The following is a 21,571-nucleotide window of genomic DNA, read 5'->3' as shown; positions in this document are numbered from 1 at the left end:
TGCGTCTCCCCCAGCCCCTACGATACTGAGACGGTAGGTGGCGACCGATGGGGGCAGCGCATCGGCCTCCCTTCCGGCCATAAGCCGGGCGACGCCGCCATCGAGCCGTACTCATCTAGGGGCAACGCCATGAATGACCAGACACCGTCGTCAGCGAAGCCAGGCGATCAGGCCACACCACCTCCCGAGACGTCAGCCGACGAGCTGGCAAAGCGCTATGCCGAGACCCTGGCGCGGCTGTCGTCCGGGTCGTCCCGGGCCTGGCAGGGCTGGCTCGAACGCCAGGCCCGCGGGGACTTCTTCACCCTGCCCGACCCGGCGGTCGCGGCCAAGGCCATGACCAGCCTGGGCCAGCAGTTCCTCTTGCAGCCCCAGCGCGCCCTGGAGCTCCAGCTGCAGCTCTGGCAGGGCTATACGACGCTGTGGCAGAACTCCACGCAGCGCCTGCTCGGCGAGGCGCCATCATCAGCCCTCGAGCCCACCCCACGCGACAGACGCTTCAAGGGCAAGGGCTGGGAGGAGAACCTCTACTTCGACATGCTCCGCCAGGCCTACCAGCTGACCGCCGAGCAGTGGCTGAAGGGGGTGCATGAGGTCACCGAGGAGCTGGAGCACGAGGAGCGGGTGAAGGTCGAGTTCTATGCCCGACAGCTGATGGACGCCCTCGCCCCCAGCAACTTTGCCACCACCAACCCGGAGGTGATCGAGGCCACAGTGCGCACCGGCGGCGCCAACCTCCTGCAGGGCATGGCCAACCTGATGGAGGACCTGGCCCGGGGCGAGGGGCTGCTGCGCATCAAGCAGAGCGATTCGGCCGGGCTGGAGCTGGGCAAGAACATCGCGGTGACCCCGGGCAAGGTCATCTACCAGAATGAGCTGATGCAGCTCATCCAGTACGCGCCAACCACCGAGACGGTCGACCGCCGCCCGCTGCTGATCGTCCCGCCCTGGATCAACAAGTTCTACATCCTGGACCTGACCCCGCAGCGCTCCTTCATCCGCTGGGCCGTCGAACAGGGCATGACGGTCTTCGTCATCGCCTGGGTCAATCCGGACGAACGCTATGCCGAGGTGGCCTTCGACGACTACCTCACCCAGGGCACCCTCAAGGCCATGGACGTGGTGGCGGAGGTCACCGGCGAGGAGACGCTCAACACCATCGGCTACTGCATCGGCGGCACCCTGCTGGCCAGCACCCTGGCGCATCTGGCCGCCCGAGGCGAGGAGCGGGCGCACAGTGCCACCTTCTTCACCACCCTGCTCGACTTCAGCGAGGTGGGGCCGCTGGAGGTGTTCATCGACGAGGAGCAGATCCGCAATATCGAGCAGCACATGGCGCAACGCGGCTACCTGGAGGGCACGCATCTCTCCAACGCCTTCAACCTGCTGCAGTCCGCCGATCTGATCTGGGGCTTCGTGATCAACAACTACCTGCTCGGCCGGGAGCCCCAGGCCTTCGACCTGCTCTACTGGAACTCCGACTCCACCCGCATGCCACGGCGCATGCAGAGCTTCTACCTGCGCAACATGTACCTGGAGAACCGCCTCGCCGAGCCCGGGGGCATCTCCCTGGCGGGGGAAGCCATCGACCTGAGCAAGGTGAGCATCCCGACGTTCTTCGTGGCGACCGAGAAGGATCACATCGCGCCCTGGCAGTCCTGCTACCGCGGCGCGCACCTGCTCGGCCGGCGTCCCCGCTTCCTGCTCGGCGGCTCCGGCCATATCGCGGGAGTCATCAACCCGGCCGGCTCGCCGAAGTACGGCTACTGGAGCTATGGCCGCCTGCCCCGCGACCCCGAACGTTGGCTGGCCTCGGCCACTCACCACCCGGGCTCCTGGTGGCCGGAATGGCGCAGCTGGATCGAGCGCCACGCCGGAGGCCAGGTGCCCGCCCGCGAGCCCGGTGGAGGGCGCTTCCCGCCCATCGAGGAGGCGCCGGGTTCCTATGTCCGGGTGCGCGTCGACGACGGGGGTACGTCCGGCGGGTGAGAGGCCCTTCCCTGGGCCCCAGCACGGCCTCCGGCGTCACGCTGGCCGATCAGGCCCCGTGATAGCCGTCCTCTTCCGGGTCCTCGTGGGCGCCCTTGGGCAGTTCTCCGGCCCACGCCATGGCGGCGGCGTGCTGGTAGCGGGGGAAGGTGCGGATCTCCATGGCCTTGAACAGCCGGTCTTCCAGGTGGGCGATCTGCTTGATCCACTCCTTGTCGGTGATGACGGCGGCGCGGTGATAGCGATCGAGATCGCCGATCTGGGTCAGGCCGTAGCCGACATCCTTGAGCAGGGCGGTCAGGGTCATCCAGCGCATGTCGTCGAGCTCCACCACCAGGCTGATCAAGGGGTGGTTGCGCTTGGCGACTTCGATGGCGTCGATGGCTTGCTGCAGTTCCTGAGCCGTGACGATGCCGCCGACTCGCATCGCCACGACATGCTCCGCCGGGTGGGGGATGAATTCCAACATGGCTGGTCTCCTTGGATCGCAAAAGAAGGGCATGCCCTCGGTTGCCTTCAGCATAGCGCCTGGGCGGGCATACCCGCTCAGACGGGCCGGGACGCGGTATCGACCCGCACGCAGCTCAGCAGGCAGAAGACAGCCAGCGAGCCCCAGGCCAGGCGCCCCGATACCTCCACCAACGAGACGATGGCTCCGGGTCACGAGATCGTCATCCTGGCACGCTAGGATAGCGCTAGGCTGACACGGGAATCGCGTACCATGTCACGACACCGACGTGCAGTGCTCACCGATGCGGCGCTCGACTTCCTGGTCCAGGTGGCCAACGGCAATGCCCTCGCCCGCCAGCGCCGCCGCGAGCGCGAGCGGCAACGGGCCGTCCGTCGCCGCCGAACCGATGAAACACGCTGAGGTGCTTCAAGCACCCCACGAGACGCCATGGCCGCGAGGTGGCCCATGAAGCATCTCTACCTGATCCGACATGCCCGAGCGAAACAGGCCTCAACGGACGCCGATGACCATGAGCGCCCGCTCAGCGTTCGTGGCCAGCACCAGGCGACCGCCATGGCGGAGCCGATGCACCGTCTGGGCGTCTTCGCCGGCGAGCTGCATGTCAGTAGCGCCCTGCGTGCCCGCCAGACCCTGCTGGGGCTCGACGCCGCCCTGCCCGAACTCGGTCTGGCCAAGCGGGCCCATTGCCTCGACGCCCTCTACACCTTCGAGGAAAAGCCCCTGCGCCGCTGGCTTCAGGTGACCGACCCCGCCACCGACCACCTGGCGCTGATCGGCCACAATCCGGCCCTGCTGGAACTCGCCCGACGGCTGTGTGCCCAGGCGCCGAAGCGGCTGCCCACGGGGGGCCTGCTGCATATCGCCCTACCCATCGCCACCTGGCACGAGCTCGGTCGCCAGCGAGGCGAGCTCCTCCATACCCTCTCACCCCGGGAGGCGAGCCACGCGCTCTTCCAGCGGAAGGCACCCGAGCCGCGGCCCCTCGATGACCTGGGCATCCGACAACGTGTCACTGACCAGCTCGCGCACCAGTACCGCATGATCCGCTCCCTGGAGCCGGGCGTCGCCGCCGGGCACGATCTGGAGTTCCTGCACCAGTATCGGGTCAACCTGCGACGCAGCCGGGCCCTGGCCGAGACGCTGCTGGCCATCCTCGAGATCCCCGGGCTCGGCCGGGCCCTCAAGGGGCTCCAGCGGCAGGCGCGCGCCACCAGCGAGCTGCGTGACCTGGACGTGTTCCTGGAAAATCTCGCCCGCCTGCCGCCCGAGGCGACCGGCGAGGCCCTCAGGCCCCTGGTTACCTGGCTCCACGAGCGGACCCGGGAGGCGCGCCGGGAGCTCTGTCACCGCTTGGGACGCCGCGCCTATGCCCGTGACATGCTGGCATGGCAGGAGGCCATCGCCTCCAGAGAGTTCGCCAAGGCGCTGACCCACCTGCAGGAGCGCCAGATCGACCAGGCCCTGCAGGAGCGTCTGGCCCGCCATGATGCGCTGCTTACCTCGCTGAACGACGCCTCCCCGGATGCGGCGCTTCACCAGCTGCGCAAGCGGGTGAAACGCATCCGCTACCTGGCCGAGCTGTCCCCCGCGCGGTATGGCGCCCTGCTCGAGAGCCTCAAGGTGCGCCAGGAGTGCCTCGGCGCCTTCCAGGATCTCTGCACCCAGCTCGACTGGCTGGGCGCCTTCCGCGCCTCGTCACCGGGTCAGGCGCTGGCTGAGGACGCCCGTCAGGCGCTCATGGCATGGGTCGCCCGACTGCAGGAGGTGAAGGCGGCGCAGCGCAGGGAGATCCTGGCCCTGCCCCTCCTGCGCGAGCCCCGGGGGTGAGCGAACCGGCCGGCGGGGGTGCCACCAAGCGCCGGCTGGGCTACCATGCCCAGCGTCTGCCCAACCGCAGGTCGGTATCGAGTCAGCACAAGAGGGCTCGTCGACGTTGCATGCCCGTTTCCTCAAAGGTTCTTCATGACTCTCTGGATCGCAACCCTGCTCGGCGTCGTACAGGGCGTCTTCATGTTCATTCCCGTCAGCTCCACCGCTCACCTGGTGCTCACCCAGCACTGGCTGATCGGCCAGGGGCATGTTCTCCCGGCACCGGACAGCGCCGAGATGATCCTCTTCGACCTGGTGGTCCATGTCGGCACCCTGGTCTCCATCGCCATCGTCTTCTGGACCAGCCTGGTGCGCCTGAGCGTTGGCATCGCGCGACAGAGCCTGCAGTGGGCCTCGCGGGAGGGCACCCTGGGCCGCGAGCTGCTCGCCCTGCGGCTGGCCCTGCTCTGCGCGCTCTCGGTGGTGGCCACGGCCGTCGTGGGGCTGCTGCTCAAGACCACCTTCGAGCGGGTCTTCGCCCTGCCCCTGCTGGTGGTCGGCACCCTGACGCTGACCGGGATCCTGCTGTGGTGGACCGACACTCTCGGCGCGCGTCCCCGGGGCCTGCGTCAGATCACCCCGCGCAACGCGGTGGTCATCGGCGTTGCCCAGGGGCTGGCGCTGGTGCCGGGCTTCAGCCGCAGCGGCCTGACCATCTCCGCCGCCCTGCTGAGCGGGCTGAAGCGGCGCTGGGCCGCCGAATACAGCTTCTTCCTGGCGATCCCCACCATTCTCGCCGCCACCGGCGTGCAGGCCATCGAAGTGGGGCTGAACGGCGGCCTCGGCGAGCTCAACCATGGCGTGCTGCTGACCGCCTTCGTGGTGGCCGCCGCGGTCGGCACCCTGGCCCTGCGCCTGGTGCTCTACTTCCTCTACCGCGCGCGGATGAAGGTCTTCTCCTTCTACCTGTGGGCGCTGGCGGCCGCCGTGCTGCTCGGCGTCATCGACCTCGGCTAGCGGAGGCGGCCCCTGGAGAGGCCGCCCCCACCGCGATGCGGGGCTACCAGGGCAGCGGCTCGCCGTTGCTGTGCCAGAAGGTGCCAGTAGTCGCCAGGGTCAGCGCCTCGATACGGGCGGCGATGCCGGCGGCGGCCTCCTCGGGGCTGATCAGGCCGCCGAAGTTGACCATGCGGGTCTGCACGTAGCCCGGGTGGAGCTGGATCACGGCGATGCCCCGGGGGGCCAGGTCCACGGCCAGCGACTTGCCGAAGGCGTTGAGCGCCGCCTTGGAGGCCCGGTAGCCGTAGCGCCCGCCGGAGTCGTTGTCGGCGATGGAGCCCATGCGGCTGGTGATGTTGGCGATCTTGCTGCCCTCGCCGAGCTGGCCGAGCAGCGCCTCGACGACCCGCAGCGGCGCATAGGCGTTGACCTCCATCTGCTCACGGATGGAAGCGAAATCGAGCTCGCCGAGTACCTCATCGCGCAGCAGGCCGGCGTTGTTGATCAGCAGATCGAGGCGCTGCCCCTCCAGCTCGACGGCCAGGCGCGCCACGTCCTCGGGGCGCGTCACGTCGACGCCCTCGATGACCCGCGCCGCGACCTCGCGGAGTTCGGCGGTGTCGGCACCGCTGCCGCGGCAGACGCCGATCACCGCCCAGCCGGCATCGCGGTAGTGGCGGGCCAGCGCCAGGCCGACGCCGCGGTTGGCGCCGGTGATGAGTAGGGTGGAAGCCATGGGATCTCCTGTTCGGTCGGGAACCAAGCCAGACAGTGCCCCAGGGGTGCCGCCACATCAACCCGGGCCCGTTGCATGAAAGAGGACCTTTTCGGTACTCTTTTGCATTGCAGTACCCCTCTTGCATCGCAGCACCTCCGCCCGGGGCCACTGCGCGAGCCCATCGACCACGCCGCCCGAGGCCTGGCACCATGACGAACATCGAGGACAGCCCTGCCCAGCAGAAGGCCCGCGACGCCCGCCGCGTCACCCTGCTCGCCATCTGGGTCGACGGCATCGTCGGCCTGGTGAAGCTGGTGACCGGCATCATCGTTGGCTCGGCGGCGCTGATCGCCGACGGCATCCACTCCTTCTCCGACCTGGTGACCGACGGCTTCGTGCTGGCGGCCACCCACTACGGCAGCCAGGACCCGGACCACGACCACCCCTACGGCCATGGTCGCATCGAGACCCTGGCCACCCTCTTCCTGGGCAGCGTGCTGATCTTCGTCGCGGGCGCCATCGCCTGGTCCAGCATCGAGCGGCTGATCGCCGGCGCCGAGATCCCCCCGCCGGGGGTCTGGGCCATGCTGATCGCGCTGCTGGCGCTGCTGGCCAAGGAGGCGCTCTTCCACCTCACCATGCGCGTGGCGCGCCGCCTGGGCTCCAAGCTGCTGGAGGCCAACGCCTGGCACTCGCGCTCCGACGTGCTCTCCACCGGGGTGGTGCTGGTCGGCCTGGTGGGCACCCAGCTCGGCCACGGCTGGCTCGACACCCTGGCCGCGGTGATCGTTGGCCTGCTGGTCGGCAAGGTGGGCTGGGACCTGCTGTGGGAGTCGGGCCGCGAGCTGGTGGACACCGCCCTGCCGGTTCCCCAGCAGGAGGCGATGCGCGAGCTGGCGCTGGGGGTGCCGGGGGTGGCGGGCGTCCACGACCTGCGCACCCGCCAGTCGGCCGGGCGCACCATGCTCGACCTCCACGTGGTGGTGTCGCCGCGCATCAGCGTCTCGGAGGGCCACGAGATCGGCAACGAGGTAAGCCGCCGTCTCCGCCAGGCCTTTCCCGCCCTCACCGACCTGACCTTCCACGTCGACCCGGAGGACGATGCCGGCGAGGGGGATCCCAGTCGCCTGCCCGGCCTGCCGCTGCGCCCCGAGGTGGAGCGGGCCCTGGCATGGCGCTGGGCCGAGCTGCCGGCCTGGTCCTGGATCCGCGACCTCGAGCTCCACTACCTGGAAGGGGCGGTGACCGTGGTGGCCTGCCTGGACGAGCACGCGCCGCTGGATAGCCGCGAGACCACGGAGCGGCTCGAGGCCGCCGCCGCCGACCTCGACTGGTTCTCCCACCTGGAGATCCGCCGCCTGGCGCCCCTGTCGCCCTCCTCCTGAGCCTGCTGCCCGCCCATGGGTGACATCGCCGCGGTTGGGGGTGACAATGGCCGCCCCTCTCCCAGGACCCGGATGGCATGAGCGACCCCCTGCGGATACTGCATCGCGACGAGCACCTGGTGGCCGTGCACAAGCCTGCCGGCCTGCTGGTGCACCGCACCGCCCTGGCCCGCGGCGAGCGCGAGTTCCTGCTGCAGCGGCTGCGCGACCGGCTCGGCCAGCGGGTCTACCCGGTGCACCGCCTCGACCGCCCCACCTCCGGGGTGATGGTGCTGGCCCTGTCCCCGGACGTCGCCACCCGGCTCACCGAGGCCTTCGCCGAGCGCCGGGTCGCCAAGCGCTACCTGGCGGTGGTACGTGGCATCGGCCCCGAGGCCGAGCGGCTCGACTACCCGTTGCGCGAGGAGGACGGCAGCCGGCCCAAGGCCGAGATGCCCGCCATGCAGGCGGTGACCAATATCCGACGCCTGGACAGCGTGGAGCTGCCGGTGCGGGTGGACCGCTATCCCCAGAGCCGCTACTCGCTGATGGAGGCGCGCCCACTCACCGGGCGGCGCCACCAGATTCGCCGCCATCTCTCGCACCGCGGCTATCCGATCATCGGCGACGCCAAGCACGGCAAGGGCAACCACAACCGCTTCTTCGCCGAGCACCTCGACGCCCCGCGGCTGCTGCTGGCCGCCGTGGAGCTGGCCTTCGTGCACCCGGTTACGGGCCAGCCGCTGCGCCTGAGCGGCGCCCTGGACGCCACCCTGAGCGCGCTGTTCCGGCGCCTCGGCTGGGCCGGCCACCTGCCGGTGGACGCCGTTCGCGCTGGCCAGCCGTACCCCGAACCCGCCACCACCGACTGACCGACTGCCGCCATGACCGACCTGCCCTTCGCTTCTCCCGCCGTCGTTCACCAGGATACCGTCGAGACTGACGACCACGCCCTGCGCTTCGGCGGGATCCGGCGGCTCTACGGTACCCGCGCCCTCGCGCGCTTCCGCACCGCCCACGTGGTGGTGGTGGGCGTGGGCGGCGTGGGCAGCTGGGCGGTGGAGGCCCTGGCCCGCTCCGGCATCGGCAAGTTGACCCTGATCGACCTGGACGACGTCTGCGTCTCCAACGTCAACCGCCAGCTCCACGCCCTGGACGGCACCATCGGCCGGCCCAAGGTGGAGGTCCTGGCGGAGCGCTGCCGGGCCATCCAGCCGGGCATCGAGGTGGTGGCCGATACCGCCTTCGTCACCCCCACCAACCTGGCCCAGCGCCTTCCCGAGAACGCCGATCATGTGGTGGACGCCATCGACAGCGTGGTGGCCAAGGCGGCGCTGATCGCCTGGTGCCGGCGGCGCAAGCTGCCGATCACCGTGACCGGCGCCGCCGGCGGCCAGACCGACCCCACGCGCATCCGGGTCGCCGACCTTACCCGCACCGAGCACGACCCGCTGCTGGCCAAGGTGCGCGCACGCCTGCGACGCGACTTCGGCTTCTCGCGCAATCCGAAGCGGCGCTTCTCGGTGGAGTGCGTCTATTCTGACGAACAGCTGGTCTACCCGAGCCACGATGGCGAGGTCTGCTTCCAGAAGCCGGGCAGCGGCGAGTCCACCCGCCTCGACTGCGCCTCCGGCTTCGGCGCCGCCACCTTCGTCACCGGCAGCTTCGGCTTCGTGGCCGCCTCCCGGGTGCTGGCTCGGCTGGCCAAGCGCTCCCCCGCCTCGGCCAGCAATGGCGCCTCACCGTCCTGAGGTCACGCGCCCCCAGCCCCTGACCCACCTGGAGCCTGTCATGACCCGTCCGCTTCCCGTACCCGGCATCTACTACCACTACAAGGGCAACCGCTACGAGGTGCTCGGCGTGGCCCACCACAGCGAGAACGAGGCGCCCATGGTGGTCTACCGCGCCCTCTACGGCGACTACGGCCTCTGGGTTCGCCCGCTGGACAACTTCACCGAGCTGGTGGAGGTGCAGGGCGAACCGGTGCCGCGATTCGAGCTGGAAAAGGCGTTCTGAGGCCCTGCGGCCGGCAAGCCGGGGTCCGGACACGCCACCGGCGCCACGCGGGCGCCGGTGTCTGCGAGAGGAGGCCGGGAAGGCGGGCGCTTATTCGTCGCCGGCTTCCTGCATCTGCTTGAGCATGTAGTTCTCGATGCCGACCTTGTCGATCAGACCCAGCTCGGTCTCGATATGGTCGATGTGCTCTTCCTCGTCGGCGAGGATATCGCGGAAGAGGTCGCGGCTGACGTAGTCCTTGACCTGCTCGCAGTAGGTGATGGCCTCGATGTAATCGGCGCGCCCCTCGTGCTCGATCTTGAGGTCGCACTCGAGCATCTCGCGGACGTTCTCGCCGATATTGAGCTTGCCGAGATCCTGCAGGTTGGGCACGCCCTCCAGGAAGAGGATGCGCTCGATCAGCTTGTCGGCGTGCTTCATCTCGTCGATGGACTCGTCATACTCCCACTTGGCCAGCGCCTTGAGGCCCCAGTCCTTGTACATCTTGGCGTGCAGGAAGTACTGGTTGATCGCCACCAGCTCGTTGCCCAGCGCCTTGTTGAGATGCTCGATGACCTTCTTGTCGCCTTTCATGAACTCACCTCTGCTGTCGTCGGGGAAGGGTGTCTGCAGCTTGGCATGCAGGGGATGGCATTCCAAGGGCTATCGCCCAGTGTAGCGAGTTCTGGTGAAAAACCAATCAAATCAAACGCCTGATAACGATATCGAGAATGATCCAGATTCCGTCAGACGGCATAGGCGAGATCCTCGATGCCCACCATGAGCTCGGCCTTCACCGCCTCGCGGGTGATGCCCTTGCCCTCCACGGCGCACTTGCCGCACTGGGTGCCGCAGCCGGTCTCGCGCTGGACCTCGCGCCAGCTACGGGCGCCGTCCTCGACGGACTGGCGGATATGGTGGTCGGAGACCCCCTTGCAGAGACACACGTACATTTACATCACCTCGCTGACGACTGCTAATAGTGAATGTAAATGATTCGCATAGGCTCTTGCAAGCGGGAAACGACCAAGGTCTGATCCGGATCAATCTCGCGGCCGGCCGTCGCCTAGCGGGGCGGCTTGGGCAGCACCACCACCCGGGTGCCGGAGGCGATATCCGACCAGCTGCGCCGCTCGCGGTCGATCAGGATCCACAGGTAGCCGAGACCGAAAGCCGCGATCGACAGGCAGGCCACCAGGAAGCGCACCGCGGCCTGGGTCAGGGTGATGGAGTAGCCATCGAGGGTCTGCACCCGCAGCCGCCAGGCCTGCATGCCCAGCGTCACGCCGCCGCGGGTCCAGAAGAAGGCGAAGAAGGCGAAGGCGCCGAGCAGCAACGCCAGCCGCAGCGAGAGCACCTGGGCCGCCCCCACGCCGATCTGCTCCGGGGACATCCCCAGGCCATGGCGCATCAGCGCCAGGTGCAGTCCGGTGATCAGGATCCAGATGGCGGCCACCAGGCAGCTGTCGTAGACCATGGCGCCCAGCCGGCGGGCGAAACCCGCGGGCCAGGCGTCCTCGAGGTTGCCGAAACGTCGTTGCATGGGTATTCCTTGCTCAGGCGGTTCGCCGCAGCAGGTAGAGCCCCACCGCGGCACAGATCAGGGTGGGCGCCAGCACCGCCCAGGCCGGCGAGAAGCCGAATACGATGGAAGCCGGCGCCAGCAGGTCCTGCAGGTACTTGAAGATCAGGCCGGTAATCACCCCGTAGAAGACCCGGGTGCCGGCGGCCACGCTGCGCAGCGGCCCGAACACGAAGGAGGCGGCCACCAGCACCAGGGAGCCCATGGTCAGCGGCATCAGCATCTTCTGCCAGAAGTGCAGCAGCGGCTCGGTCGCCGCCTGGCCCTGAGCCTGCAGGTAGCGGGCGTAGGCCAGAAGCTCGCTGGGGGCCTGGCTGTTGATGGGTCGCAGCAGGCGGCTGAGCTGATCCGGCGTGAGGCTGGTCTCCCAGGGCTGGGTGGCGTGCTGCTCGGCCTCGGTATGCTCAGCATGGAAGCGGGTGACCTCGACCCCTTCGAGCCGCCAGCTGCCGTCGCGCCAGGCGGCACGCTCGGCGCTGACCGCCTCCACCAGGCGCTGCCCCTCGAAGCGATAGCGGGTCAGGTCGAGCACGGTGTCGTCGGCGCGAATCGCGCCGAAGCGGTAGAAGCTGTCGCCCTCGCGCTGCCAGCCGCGGGGCCACGTACTCGGCGACCAGCAGCACCACCACGATCACCAGGATGATCGGCTTCATCACCCCCCACAGGATGCGGGTCAGCGAGCGCCCGGCGGCGCGCATCACGGTGAGCTCGTTGCTCGACGCCATGCTGCCGAGGCCAATCAGCGCGCCGATCAGCACCCCCACCGGGGCGTACTGGTAGAAGCGCCAGGGCAGGCGCATCACCAGGAAGAGCAGCACATGGAAGGCCCCGTAGTCGCCCTCCACGTCATCCAGGTCGTTGATATAGGTGATCACCAGGTCGAGGCCCAGCAGCACCACCTGCACCACGATGATGGCACCGAGCACGTTACGCGCCAGGTAGCGGTCGAAGCGATCGGCGATCATCCGCTCATCCCCCGGCGCTGGGCCCGCACCATCATGACCAGCCCCAGGACCAGGAAGGCGCCGTGGATCGGCCACATGCCCACGGCGACCGGCAAGCTGCCGCGGCCGATGGCGTCCAGCGCGGCGAGCAGCAGGCTCAGGTAGGCCACGTGCAGGAAGATCGCCGGCAGCAGCTTGGCGAAGCGGCCCTGGCGGGGGTTGACCCGGGAGAGCGGCATGGCCAGCAGGGTCAGCACGAAGACCATCAGCGGCAGTCCCAGGCGCCACTGCAGCTGGGCCTGGGCGCGCAGCGAGTCGTCGCCGAACAGCGCCGCGGTGGTGGCGTACTCGGGGGAGTCGAGCTCGCGCCTGTCGTCGACCTGGGTGAGGCGCACCGCGTAGGTCTCGAACTCGAGCCGCTCGGCCTCGAAGCGGCCCGGGTCGACGCTGTAGCGCTCGCCGTCGGCCAGCACCAGGAAGCGGCTGTCGGTCTCCGGATCCCGGGTCTGATAGCCCCCTTCGGCGCGGGTCACGGTGCTCTCCGGGGTCCCGTCGCGGCGCCGCTGGCGCTCGCTGATGAAGACCCCGCGCATCTCGCTGCCGTCACCGCTCAGCCCCTCCATGTAGGCGGTGCGTCCGCTGCCGAAATTCTGGAAGCGCCCCGGCGCCAGGGCCGAAAAGTCGATGCGGCTGCGCTGCTCCTCGAGCATCACGGCGGTGTGCAGGGCGCCGGCGGGGGTCAACCACAGGCTGCACAGCCCCACCAGGACCGCCACCAGGGTGGCCGGCACCAGGCTCACCTGCAGCAGCTTGTTGGGGCTGGTGCCGCAGGCCACCAGCACGGTGATCTCACTGTTGAGATAGAGCTGGCCATAGGCGAGCAGGATGCCGAGGAAGAAGGCCAGCGGCAGGATCAGCTCGAGAAAGCCCGGCAGGTGGAACAGCATCAGGGTACCGAGGATGCTCGCCGGGATGTCCCCCTCGGCGGCGTCGGCGAAGTAGCGAATGAAGCGACTGCCCATGATCACCAGCAGCAGCACGCCGGCGACGGCGGCCATGGTGAGCAGGATCTCGCGAGTCAGGTAGCGGAAGATGATCATGCGGCGACTGCCATGCAATGGGGCCATGCCTTGGGTACACTGAAGCGACACGGCGACGTGCCGGCATTATCCAGAATCCCCCTGCGCTTGTAACCCTGACGCTGAAAAACCCAGCGCCAGCCATCCAATACGCTTGTCTGTGGAGACGCCATGGAATTCCCTGTCAAGACGGGTAACCCCGCCAAGGTCGAGACCGCCTGCTTCGTCATCCCGGTGTACCAGGAGGGCGAGCTGCTCCCCACCGCCGCGCGCCTCGACGACGCCAGCGAGAAGCTGATCGGCCAGCTCATCGAGCGCGGCGACTTCGACGGCAGGCTGGGCAAGGTACTGCTGGTGCCCTTCGCCCCGGGCCTCGGCGCCGAGCGACTGCTGCTGGTGGGCCTGGGCAAGCGCGAGAAGTGCCGGGAGGCCGCCTTCCGCAAGGCCCTGGACGCCGCCTTCACGGCGCTGGCCGAGCTGCCGGTGGACGACTGCGCCGTGGCCTTCACCGAGGTGCCGCTCGAGGGACGCGGCGCCGACTGGAAGGCGCGCCTGGTGGCCGAGGCGACCCACCGCGCCCTCTACCGCTTCGACGCCTTCAAGGCCGAGAAGCGCCCCGCCCCGCGCCTCGGCCGGGTGACCCTGCTGGTCGGCGAGGACGGCGAGGCCGCCGCCGCCCGCGAGGGTGCACGCATCGGCGACGCCGTGGGCCAGGGGGTGAACTTCACCCGCACCCTGGGCAACCTGCCGGGCAATGTCTGCACCCCGCGCTACCTGGCCGAGCAGGCCGAGGCGCTGGGCCAGGCCTCCGGCGGGGCGCTTGCCGTGGAGATCCTCGACGAGGAGGCCCTGGAGGCGCTGGGCGCCCACAGCCTGCTCTCCGTGGGCCGCGGCAGCGAGCAGCCCTCGCGGCTGATCGTGATGAAATACCAGGGCGCCGAGGATCCCGAGGAGGCACCCCACGTGCTGGTGGGCAAGGGCATTACCTTCGATACCGGCGGCATCTCGCTCAAGCCCGGCGAGGCCATGGACGAGATGAAGTTCGACATGTGCGGGGCGGCCAGCGTGTTCGGCACCGTCAAGGCGGTGCTCGGCATCCGCCCGAAGGTCAACCTGGTGGCCATCGTCGCCGCCGCCGAGAACATGCCCGACGGGCGCGCCACCAAGCCCGGCGACATCATCAAGACGCTGAAAGGGCTCTCCGTGGAGGTGCTCAACACCGACGCCGAGGGCCGCCTGGTGCTGTGCGACGCCCTCACCTACGCCGAGCGCTTCGAACCGGCCAGCGTGGTGGATATCGCCACCCTCACCGGGGCCTGCATCATCGCACTCGGCCACCATGCTACCGGCCTGCTTTCCAACGACGACGACCTGGCACTCGACCTGCTCGACGCCGGCGAGGCGGCCTGGGATCGCGCCTGGCACCTGCCGCTGTGGGACGAGTACCAGGAGCAGCTCGACTCCAACTTCGCCGACCTGGCCAATATCGGCGGGCGCCCGGCGGGCACCATCACCGCGGCCTGCTTCCTCTCGCGCTTCGCCGACAAGTTCCCCTGGGCGCACCTGGACATCGCCGGCACCGCCTGGACCTCCGGCAAGCAGAAGGGCGCCAGCGGCCGCCCCGTGGGCCTGCTGACCCAGTACCTGCTGGACCGCGAGGCCGACGCCGTGGTGGAAACCGAGGCGGAATAAAGGCGCGGGCTTGCGTTTTTGCCGCGTCGCCTTTCTCATGTGAGCTGACGATAAATCCACGACCCGGGCCGGCCCTCGCCGGCCCGAGCTTCCTGTATCACCCCGGGGCCGGCACGCCCCGGGCGTAGCGGAGACCCCTTGCCGTGTCGACTGCCAGCTTCGAACTCCTGCCCAACTCCACCCCCACGGCCGACCCGATCCGTGAGGACATTCTCACCAACCCCGGCTTCGGCCAGTACTTCACCGACCACATGGCCCATGTCCGCTGGACCCTGGACGCCGGCTGGCACGGCCATGAGGTGCGCCCCTACGGCCCCCTGACCCTGGACCCCGCCGCCGCCGTGCTGCACTACGCCCAGGAGATCTTCGAGGGCATCAAGGCCTACCGCCACGCCGACGGCTCGGTGTGGACCTTCCGCCCCGAGAAGAACGCCGAACGCTTCCGCCGCAGCGCCCGCCGCCTGGCCCTGCCGGAGCTCTCCGACGAGGACTTCATCGGCTCCCTCAAGGCGCTGCTGGCCCGGGACCACGCCTGGGTGCCCACACCGAAGAGCGAGGCCGACGAGTGCAGCCTCTACCTGCGCCCCTTCATGATCGCCAGCGAGAAGTTCCTTGGCGTGCGCCCGGCCCAGGAGGTGGACTACTACGTGATCGCCTCGCCCGCCGCGGCCTACTTCAAGGGCGGCATCGAGCCGGTCTCCATCTGGCTCTCCAGCCACTACAAGCGCGCCGCCCCCGGCGGCACCGGCTACGCCAAGTGCGGCGGCAACTACGCCGCCTCCCTGGCCGCCCAGAAGGAGGCCAGCGCCCACGGCTGTGGCCAGGTGGCCTTCCTGGATGCCCGCGAGAACAAGTGGATCGAGGAGCTCGGCGGTATGAACCTCTTCTTCGTGTTCCAGGACGGCCGCATCGCCACCCCGCGCCTGACCGACACCATCCTCGAGGGCGTGACCCGCGACTCGGTGCTGACCCTGGCCAAGGATGAGGGCTTCACCCCCGAGGAGCGCCCGATCAGCATCGACGAGTGGCGCGAGGCCGCCGCCTCCGGCGAGCTGACCGAGGTGTTCGCCTGTGGCACCGCCGCGGTGATCACCCCGGTGGGCGAGCTGGTCACCGAGGAGGGCCCCATCCGCCTGAAGGAAGACAACGGCAACCCCGTGGCCAAGCGCCTGCGCACCAAGCTGCTCGACCTGCAGTACGGCCGCGCCGAGGACACCCACGGCTGGCTGACGCGGCTGGTGTAGGAACCGGATTCATCCTTGGTCCAACTGATCGGCGGTGGTCCTGCCCCATCGCGCGATAAACAAGCGAACCTCGCCAGCCCGATGTAGGAGCCGGATTTATCCGGCGATGGTTTACCGTCCGCATCGCGCGATAAATCGCGCTCCTACACGGCAAGCTTTCCCCGGGCCCTGCCCGGGGTTATTCGTGCCCTGCAGGCTCTCAATGACCCAGATCGACTTCTACGTGCTCCCCGACACCACCCTGGAGGCGCGCCTCGACTTCGCCTGCCGGCTGGCCGAGACCATCCAGCGCAAGGGCTATCGGCTGCACCTGCACGCCGAGGACGAGGCCATGGCCCGGGAGCTCGACGACCGGCTCTGGACTTTCCGCCCCGACGCCTACGTGCCCCATGCCCTGCTGGACACGGAGGCGGCGGCCGACCTGGATGAGCGGGTGCCGGTGACCATCGGCTGGGCCACCCCGCCCTCCCCCGACCTGGCCGTCCAGGCGCTGCTCAACCTCGCCCCGGACATTCCCGAGTGGTTCTCGCGCTTCGAGCGGGTCGCCGAGATCATCAACCAGCACCAGGCGGTGCTGGTGGCCAAGCGCCAGTGCTGGCAGACCTACAAGAAGCGCGGCTACCCGGTCAAGGCCCACCAGCTGCGCGGCCAGTCCGGCTGACGCCGAGTGCTCCACCGCGCTATAATCGGGCCCATTTTTTGGGATCGCTGCCATCTGGCGTGCATCTCGGTTGAGGCTGCACCACCATGTGGGAGCTGGGCTTTGCCCGGCGAATGGAGGCCGAAGGACTCCCTGGCGGCAGACGCCAGCACAGGCAACACCGCCGAGGCGCCTGCGGCGCCATTCGCCCGGCGGAGCCTGGCTCCCACAATGCAGCGTCACGCCATGACGTAAGGCCCATTTTTCGTCGCCCTCTCCAGCCGTCCGACCCCCGGGTCGGCGGTGCTCATTTCTGGACCCGGAACGCCCATGGACAAGACCTACCAACCCGAGCAGATCGAATCCCGCTGGTACGAGCGCTGGGAGGCCGATGGCCGCTTCGCCCCCTCCGGCGAGGGCGAGCCCTACGCCATCATGATCCCGCCGCCCAACGTCACCGGCAGCCTGCACATGGGCCACGCCTTCCAGGACACCATCATGGACACCCTGATCCGCTGGCGGCGGATGCAGGGGCGCAACACCCTGTGGCAGGTGGGCACCGACCACGCCGGCATCGCGACGCAGATGCTGGTGGAGCGCAAGATCGCCGCCGAAGAGGGCAAGAGCCGCCACGACCTGGGCCGTGACGCCTTCATCGACAAGGTCTGGGAGTGGAAGCACGAGTCCGGCGGCCAGATCACCCGCCAGCTGCGCCGCATGGGGGCGAGCGTCGACTGGTCCCGCGAGCGCTTCACCATGGACGACGGCTTCTACCGGGCGGTCCAGGAGGTCTTCGTGCGCCTCCACAAGGAGGGGCTGATCTACCGCGGCAAGCGCCTGGTCAACTGGGACCCCACCCTGCACACCGCCATCTCGGATCTCGAGGTGGAGAACCGCGACCAGCAGGGGCAGTTCTGGCACTTCCGCTACCCGCTGGCCGACGGCGTCACCACCGACGACGGCAGGAACTACCTGGTGGTTGCCACCACCCGCCCGGAGACCCTGCTCGGTGACACCGGCGTGGCGGTCAACCCGGAAGACCCCCGCTACGCTTCCCTGGTGGGCCAGTTCGTTACGCTTCCGCTGGTGGGCCGGCGCATCCCCGTGGTGGCCGACGAGCACGCCGATATGGAGAAGGGCTCCGGCTGCGTGAAGATCACCCCGGCCCACGACTTCAACGACTACGAGGTCGGCAAGCGCCACGGGCTGCCGCTGATCAACGTCTTCACCCAGGACGCGGCGATCCTGCCCAAGGCCGAGGCCTTCGACATCCAGGGCAGAGCGCTGCCCGACATCGACCCGAGCCTGCCCGACGCCTACGCCGGCCTGGACCGCTTCGAGGCGCGAAGCCGCATCGTCGCCGACATGGAGGCCGCGGGGCTCCTCGAGCAGGTCGAGACGGTCAGCAACACCCTGCCCTATGGCGACCGCTCCGGCGACGTCATCGAGCCGCTGCTCACGGATCAGTGGTTCGTCGCCGTGGAGAGCCTCGCCAAGCCCGCCATCGAGGCCGTCGAGAAGGGCGATATCCAGTTCGTGCCGAAGAACTACGAGAACATGTACTTCGCCTGGATGCGTGACCTGCAGGACTGGTGCATCTCCCGCCAGCTCTGGTGGGGCCACCGCATTCCCGCCTGGTATGACGAGGCGGGCAACGTCTATGTCGCCCGCAGCGAGGACGAGGCCCGCGAGGCGCACGGCCTCTCGCCGGATGTCACGCTCACCCAGGACGAGGACGTGCTGGACACCTGGTTCAGCTCGGGCCTCTGGACCTTCGGCACCCTGGGCTGGCCGGAGCAGACCCCGGAACTCAAGACCTTCCACCCCTCCAGCGTGCTGGTCACCGGCTTCGACATCATCTTCTTCTGGGTCGCACGGATGATCATGCTGACCCTGAAGTTCACCGGCGAGGTGCCGTTCAAGCAGGTCTACGTCCACGGCCTGGTGCGTGACGGCCAGGGCCAGAAGATGTCCAAGTCCAAGGGCAACGTGCTCGACCCCATCGACCTGATCGACGGCATCGACCTCGAGGCGCTGGTGGAGAAGCGCACCGGCAGCCTGATGCAGCCCCAGAAGGCCAGGGCGATCGAGAAGGCCACCCGCGCCGAGTTCCCCGAGGGCGTCGAGCCCCACGGCACCGACGCCCTGCGCTTCACCTTCCTCTCCCAGGCCACCACCGGGCGCGACATCAAGTTCGACATGGGCCGCCTGGACGGCTACCGCAACTTCTGCAACAAGCTGTGGAACGCCTCCCGCTACGTGCTGATGAACGCCGAGGGCGAGGACTGTGGCGCCGACGGCGGCGTCGTGGAGCTGTCGCTGGCCGACCGCTGGATCGTCTCTCGGCTGCAGCAGACCGAGGCCCAGGTGACCCGGGCCATGGAGGAGTTCCGCTTCGACCACGCCTCCCAGGCGCTCTACGAGTTCGTCTGGAACGAGTACTGCGACTGGTACCTGGAGCTCTCCAAGCCGGTGCTGTGGGACGACGCCGCCTCGGCCGAGGCCAAGCGCGGCACCCGCCGCACCCTGGTGCGGGTGCTGGAGGCGATCCTGCGCCTGGCCCACCCGATGATGCCCTACATCTCCGAGGAGATCTGGCAGAAGGTCGCCCCGCTGGCCGGCACCTTCCAGGCTGAGGGCGATTCCATCATGGCCCATCCCTGGCCCCTCGCCGAGGAGGACAAGATCGACGAGGCCGCCAGCCGCGATATCGAGTGGCTCAAGGGGGTGATCGTGGCGGTGCGCAATATCCGCGCCGAGATGAACATCGCCCCAGGCAAGCCCCTCGACGTGCTGCTGACCAAGGGCTCGGCCGCCGACCGCGAGCGCCTCACGGCCAACCGCCTGTTCCTCGCCAAGCTGGCCAAACTGGAGAGCGCCACCTGGCTGGAGAATCCGAACGAGGCGCCGCTTTCGGCCACCCAGCTGGTGGGTGAGATGGAGGTGCTGGTGCCAATGGCCGACCTGATCGACAAGGACGCCGAGCTGGCCCGCCTGGCCAAGGAGATCGAGAAGCAGGAGAAGCTGATCGGCGGCATCGAGAAGAAGCTGTCCAACGAGAGCTTCGTCGCCAAGGCCCCCGAGGCGGTGGTGGAGAAGGAGCGCGGCAAGCTCAAGGAGTTCCAGACCACCCGCAGCCTGCTGGTCGAGCAGCGCGACAAGATCGCCGCCCTCTGATCCCGCCGGCCCCCTTACGCCCAGCCGGCTCGCTTCGGCCCAGCGGGCCGCCATCGGCGGGCCGCTGGCGTCGGGGCCTTTGCCGAGCGCCTCGACGCCGCAGGGGCACCGGAAGGTTACGCTCCTGTTAAGGAACACTGTTCTGCCAAAATCCCATCGCCTAGAATGGGCCAGGCCATTCACCGACCCGCGATGCCACGATGCCACAGACCCATCCCGCCCTCGCCGTCGGGCGCCTGCTGCTGTTCAACCTGCTGGGTGCCCTGCTGGTGTTCTCCTGGCTCTCGCCGGACCTGCCGTTCTGGACCGAGGTCGACGACGCCGTCTTCTTCACCACCAACGGCTGGCTCACCGAGGAGAACGGCGCCTGGGTGTGGCTGGTAGCGGCCACCAACGCGCGACTTTTCGACGTGGTGAGCTTCTTTATCCTGCTGGCGATCTTCCTCTGGGCGATCGCCCGGGATCCGGTGCCGGAGCAGAGGATGCTGCGCTGGGGCGGTATCGGCATCACCATGCTGCTGGTAGCGGTCTTCATGGCCCAGGGCGTGCGCATGGTGATCGACTACACCCACCCGAGCCCCACCCTGGGCTACCAGGAGGTCAACCTGGTGACCGAGATGGTCGACTTCTCGACCAAGGACAGCTCGGGCTCGAGCTTTCCCGGCGACCGCGGGGTCAATCTCTTCCTGTTCACCGCCTTCATGTGGCGCTATGCGGGCCTCAGGGTGATGCTGGTAAGCCTGGTGGCCGCGGCAATCCTGAGCGCCCCGCGCATCCTGAGTGGCGCCCACTGGTTCAGCGACGTCTACTTCGGCGCCCTGGCCATCAACCTGATCATCGCCCCCTGGTTTTTGCTCACCCCGATCGGGCCGGCCATGGCCCGCGGCATCACCGCGGGCATGGCCAGGGTCCAGGAGCTGCTGCCGGGACGTTAGTTGGCTTTCTGCCACCCGCCCAGTACCCGCTGGTCGGGGCCGAAGAAGACCAGCCGGTCGTGGTCGATCAGGAAGCGGTAGGCGGTCTCTAGCATGCCGGTCACGCGAGCCGCCTCCTCGCCCTGGGGGCAGGCGCGACGGGTGGTGGCCAGCTCGGTGAACTCGATGCGCTGGTTCTCGCCCAGTCGGGCTCTCCCCCTCATCTCGTTGCAGCCGTCGCTGCCGCTGACGCGGCCGCTCTCGTCGATGCGGAACCAGGCCGGCTCGGGCAGCGAGAGCCGCTCGTCGGTGCCCACCAGCAGCAGGTTCCAGCGCTGCTCCACCACCGGCCCCGAGAGGCTCACCTCGGGTTCTGCCGGCGCGTCGGGGCGGCCGCCACAGGCCGCCAGCAGCAGCGTGGCGGCCATCACCAGGCCCAGGCGGGCCACAGGCTTGTTCTTCATGTCTCGTCGTGCTTCCTTGTCGGGTGGCCGGCCGCTTACCAGGTGCCGGTGTTGTCCATGGAGGCCCAGGGCTCCCGGGCGGGGAGCGGATCACCCTTCTGCAGCAGCTCCACCGAGATGCCATCGGGGCTTCTCACGAAGGCCATATGGCCGTCCCGGGGCGGGCGGTTGATGGTCACGCCATTCGCCTGCAGCTTCTCGCACAGGGCGTAGATGTCGTCGACCCGATAGGCCAGGTGGCCGAAGTTGCGCCCGCCGGTGTACTCCTCCGGGTCCCAATTGTACGTGAGCTCCAGCTCCGGGGCCTTGAGCTCTGCGGAGCGCGCCTCGTCCTCGGGGGCGGCCAGGAAGACCAGGGTGAAGCGCCCCTTGTCGTTCTCCTTGCGCCGCACCTCCTTGAGGCCCAGCAGGTCGCAGTAGAAGCGCAGCGAGGCGTCCAGGTCGCTGACGCGCACCATGGTGTGCAGATACTGCATAGCCAACTCCTTG

Annotated in this window: 21 protein-coding genes and 1 pseudogene; 13 read left to right on the top strand and 9 right to left on the bottom strand. The window is 68.8% G+C overall.

Annotated features, from left to right (window positions below):
• Positions 1-129 precede the first annotated feature (129 nt).
• Positions 130-1,989, top strand: a complete 1,860-nt coding sequence (gene phaC, locus J5F18_RS04920; RefSeq protein ID WP_346301207.1) for a class I poly(R)-hydroxyalkanoic acid synthase — start codon at positions 130-132, stop codon at positions 1,987-1,989.
• A 49-nt stretch (positions 1,990-2,038) separates the two neighbouring features.
• Here the strand turns inward: phaC and J5F18_RS04915 are convergent, their stop codons facing one another.
• Positions 2,039-2,458, bottom strand: coding sequence for an STAS/SEC14 domain-containing protein (locus tag J5F18_RS04915; RefSeq protein ID WP_346301206.1), 420 nt, complete (start codon positions 2,456-2,458; stop codon positions 2,039-2,041).
• A 252-nt stretch (positions 2,459-2,710) separates the two neighbouring features.
• On the opposite strand from J5F18_RS04915, the gene J5F18_RS04910 reads away from it, so the two are divergent.
• The 3 genes from J5F18_RS04910 (at position 2,711) to J5F18_RS04900 (ending at position 5,287) form a co-directional block, all read left to right on the top strand.
• Complete coding sequence (locus J5F18_RS04910; RefSeq protein WP_346301205.1) at positions 2,711-2,860, top strand: hypothetical protein; 150 nt, start codon at positions 2,711-2,713, stop codon at positions 2,858-2,860.
• A 45-nt stretch (positions 2,861-2,905) separates the two neighbouring features.
• Positions 2,906-4,288 (top strand): CHAD domain-containing protein, encoded by a 1,383-nt coding sequence (locus tag J5F18_RS04905; protein WP_346301204.1) that lies wholly within the window; start codon positions 2,906-2,908, stop codon positions 4,286-4,288.
• 135 nt (positions 4,289-4,423) lie between these two features.
• Positions 4,424-5,287, top strand: a complete 864-nt coding sequence (locus tag J5F18_RS04900) for an undecaprenyl-diphosphate phosphatase (RefSeq protein WP_346301203.1) — start codon at positions 4,424-4,426, stop codon at positions 5,285-5,287.
• Positions 5,288-5,330: 43 nt separating this feature from the next.
• Here the strand turns inward: J5F18_RS04900 and J5F18_RS04895 are convergent, their stop codons facing one another.
• Complete coding sequence (locus J5F18_RS04895) at positions 5,331-6,005, bottom strand: SDR family oxidoreductase (protein WP_346301202.1); 675 nt, start codon at positions 6,003-6,005, stop codon at positions 5,331-5,333.
• A 191-nt stretch (positions 6,006-6,196) separates the two neighbouring features.
• On the opposite strand from J5F18_RS04895, the gene J5F18_RS04890 reads away from it, so the two are divergent.
• From J5F18_RS04890 to J5F18_RS04875, 4 genes are all read left to right on the top strand, one after another.
• A complete protein-coding gene (locus J5F18_RS04890) occupies positions 6,197-7,372 on the top strand; it encodes a cation diffusion facilitator family transporter (protein WP_346301201.1) in 1,176 nt (391 codons plus the stop codon).
• A gap of 77 nt (positions 7,373-7,449) precedes the next feature.
• Entirely contained in the window at positions 7,450-8,223 is a 774-nt protein-coding gene (locus tag J5F18_RS04885; RefSeq protein WP_346301200.1) for a pseudouridine synthase, read from the top strand.
• A gap of 12 nt (positions 8,224-8,235) precedes the next feature.
• Entirely contained in the window at positions 8,236-9,102 is an 867-nt protein-coding gene (gene tcdA / locus J5F18_RS04880) for a tRNA cyclic N6-threonylcarbamoyladenosine(37) synthase TcdA (RefSeq protein WP_346301199.1), read from the top strand.
• 40 nt (positions 9,103-9,142) lie between these two features.
• Positions 9,143-9,367, top strand: a complete 225-nt coding sequence (locus J5F18_RS04875; RefSeq protein ID WP_346301198.1) for a DUF1653 domain-containing protein — start codon at positions 9,143-9,145, stop codon at positions 9,365-9,367.
• A gap of 90 nt (positions 9,368-9,457) precedes the next feature.
• Here J5F18_RS04875 and bfr read toward each other — a convergent pair whose 3' ends face one another.
• The 5 genes and pseudogenes from bfr to lptF all read right to left on the bottom strand — a co-directional run bounded on the left by bfr (position 9,458) and on the right by lptF (position 12,972).
• Positions 9,458-9,940, bottom strand: coding sequence for a bacterioferritin (bfr, locus tag J5F18_RS04870; RefSeq protein ID WP_346301197.1), 483 nt, complete (start codon positions 9,938-9,940; stop codon positions 9,458-9,460).
• 152 nt (positions 9,941-10,092) lie between these two features.
• Positions 10,093-10,299 carry a (2Fe-2S)-binding protein gene (locus J5F18_RS04865; RefSeq protein WP_346301196.1) on the bottom strand — a complete coding sequence of 69 codons (207 nt, stop codon included), beginning with the start codon at positions 10,297-10,299 and terminating at the stop codon, positions 10,093-10,095.
• Between the two features lie 113 nt (positions 10,300-10,412).
• A complete protein-coding gene (locus J5F18_RS04860) occupies positions 10,413-10,889 on the bottom strand; it encodes an RDD family protein (RefSeq protein ID WP_346301195.1) in 477 nt (158 codons plus the stop codon).
• 13 nt (positions 10,890-10,902) lie between these two features.
• Positions 10,903-11,893 (bottom strand): annotated as a pseudogene (gene lptG / locus J5F18_RS04855) (LPS export ABC transporter permease LptG).
• Complete coding sequence (lptF, locus tag J5F18_RS04850; RefSeq protein WP_346301194.1) at positions 11,890-12,972, bottom strand: LPS export ABC transporter permease LptF; 1,083 nt, start codon at positions 12,970-12,972, stop codon at positions 11,890-11,892. Before lptF ends, lptG begins: the two are co-directional and overlap by 4 nt.
• Before the next feature lie 150 nt (positions 12,973-13,122).
• On the opposite strand from lptF, the gene J5F18_RS04845 reads away from it, so the two are divergent.
• The 5 genes from J5F18_RS04845 (at position 13,123) to J5F18_RS04825 (ending at position 20,639) form a co-directional block, all read left to right on the top strand.
• On the top strand, positions 13,123-14,643 hold the full coding sequence (locus J5F18_RS04845; protein ID WP_346301193.1) for a leucyl aminopeptidase: 1,521 nt from the start codon (positions 13,123-13,125) through the stop codon (positions 14,641-14,643).
• Between the two features lie 143 nt (positions 14,644-14,786).
• On the top strand, positions 14,787-15,887 hold the full coding sequence (locus J5F18_RS04840; protein WP_346301192.1) for a branched-chain amino acid aminotransferase: 1,101 nt from the start codon (positions 14,787-14,789) through the stop codon (positions 15,885-15,887).
• Between the two features lie 202 nt (positions 15,888-16,089).
• The gene (locus tag J5F18_RS04835) at positions 16,090-16,548 is read left to right on the top strand and encodes a DNA polymerase III subunit chi (protein ID WP_346301191.1); all 459 of its coding nucleotides are present in this window, start codon (positions 16,090-16,092) and stop codon (positions 16,546-16,548) included.
• A gap of 309 nt (positions 16,549-16,857) precedes the next feature.
• Positions 16,858-19,704, top strand: a complete 2,847-nt coding sequence (locus J5F18_RS04830; protein WP_346301190.1) for a valine--tRNA ligase — start codon at positions 16,858-16,860, stop codon at positions 19,702-19,704.
• A gap of 200 nt (positions 19,705-19,904) precedes the next feature.
• Positions 19,905-20,639: a PA-phosphatase gene (locus J5F18_RS04825; RefSeq protein ID WP_346301189.1), complete on the top strand. Its 735-nt coding sequence runs from the start codon at positions 19,905-19,907 to the stop codon at positions 20,637-20,639.
• Here the strand turns inward: J5F18_RS04825 and J5F18_RS04820 are convergent.
• Entirely contained in the window at positions 20,636-21,082 is a 447-nt protein-coding gene (locus J5F18_RS04820; RefSeq protein ID WP_346301188.1) for an META domain-containing protein, read from the bottom strand. The genes J5F18_RS04825 and J5F18_RS04820 overlap by 4 nt on opposite strands.
• Positions 21,083-21,117: 35 nt before the next feature.
• Positions 21,118-21,558 (bottom strand): lactoylglutathione lyase, encoded by a 441-nt coding sequence (gene gloA, locus J5F18_RS04815; protein ID WP_346301187.1) that lies wholly within the window; start codon positions 21,556-21,558, stop codon positions 21,118-21,120.
• Positions 21,559-21,571 lie beyond the last annotated feature (13 nt).

The organism is Halomonas sp. BM-2019, assembly GCF_017584085.1.
This window is presented reverse-complemented; position numbering and strand designations above follow the sequence as displayed.

Coding starts and splice junctions, on each gene's coding strand:
- phaC (WP_346301207.1), top strand. CDS start 130: ATGAATGACCAGACACCGTCGTCAGCGAAGCCAGGCGATCAGGCCACA.
- J5F18_RS04915 (WP_346301206.1), bottom strand. CDS start 2,458: ATGTTGGAATTCATCCCCCACCCGGCGGAGCATGTCGTGGCGATGCGA.
- J5F18_RS04910 (WP_346301205.1), top strand. CDS start 2,711: ATGTCACGACACCGACGTGCAGTGCTCACCGATGCGGCGCTCGACTTC.
- J5F18_RS04905 (WP_346301204.1), top strand. CDS start 2,906: ATGAAGCATCTCTACCTGATCCGACATGCCCGAGCGAAACAGGCCTCA.
- J5F18_RS04900 (WP_346301203.1), top strand. CDS start 4,424: ATGACTCTCTGGATCGCAACCCTGCTCGGCGTCGTACAGGGCGTCTTC.
- J5F18_RS04895 (WP_346301202.1), bottom strand. CDS start 6,005: ATGGCTTCCACCCTACTCATCACCGGCGCCAACCGCGGCGTCGGCCTG.
- J5F18_RS04890 (WP_346301201.1), top strand. CDS start 6,197: ATGACGAACATCGAGGACAGCCCTGCCCAGCAGAAGGCCCGCGACGCC.
- J5F18_RS04885 (WP_346301200.1), top strand. CDS start 7,450: ATGAGCGACCCCCTGCGGATACTGCATCGCGACGAGCACCTGGTGGCC.
- tcdA (WP_346301199.1), top strand. CDS start 8,236: ATGACCGACCTGCCCTTCGCTTCTCCCGCCGTCGTTCACCAGGATACC.
- J5F18_RS04875 (WP_346301198.1), top strand. CDS start 9,143: ATGACCCGTCCGCTTCCCGTACCCGGCATCTACTACCACTACAAGGGC.
- bfr (WP_346301197.1), bottom strand. CDS start 9,940: ATGAAAGGCGACAAGAAGGTCATCGAGCATCTCAACAAGGCGCTGGGC.
- J5F18_RS04865 (WP_346301196.1), bottom strand. CDS start 10,299: ATGTACGTGTGTCTCTGCAAGGGGGTCTCCGACCACCATATCCGCCAG.
- J5F18_RS04860 (WP_346301195.1), bottom strand. CDS start 10,889: ATGCAACGACGTTTCGGCAACCTCGAGGACGCCTGGCCCGCGGGTTTC.
- lptF (WP_346301194.1), bottom strand. CDS start 12,972: ATGATCATCTTCCGCTACCTGACTCGCGAGATCCTGCTCACCATGGCC.
- J5F18_RS04845 (WP_346301193.1), top strand. CDS start 13,123: ATGGAATTCCCTGTCAAGACGGGTAACCCCGCCAAGGTCGAGACCGCC.
- J5F18_RS04835 (WP_346301191.1), top strand. CDS start 16,090: ATGACCCAGATCGACTTCTACGTGCTCCCCGACACCACCCTGGAGGCG.
- J5F18_RS04830 (WP_346301190.1), top strand. CDS start 16,858: ATGGACAAGACCTACCAACCCGAGCAGATCGAATCCCGCTGGTACGAG.
- J5F18_RS04825 (WP_346301189.1), top strand. CDS start 19,905: ATGCCACAGACCCATCCCGCCCTCGCCGTCGGGCGCCTGCTGCTGTTC.
- J5F18_RS04820 (WP_346301188.1), bottom strand. CDS start 21,082: ATGAAGAACAAGCCTGTGGCCCGCCTGGGCCTGGTGATGGCCGCCACG.
- gloA (WP_346301187.1), bottom strand. CDS start 21,558: ATGCAGTATCTGCACACCATGGTGCGCGTCAGCGACCTGGACGCCTCG.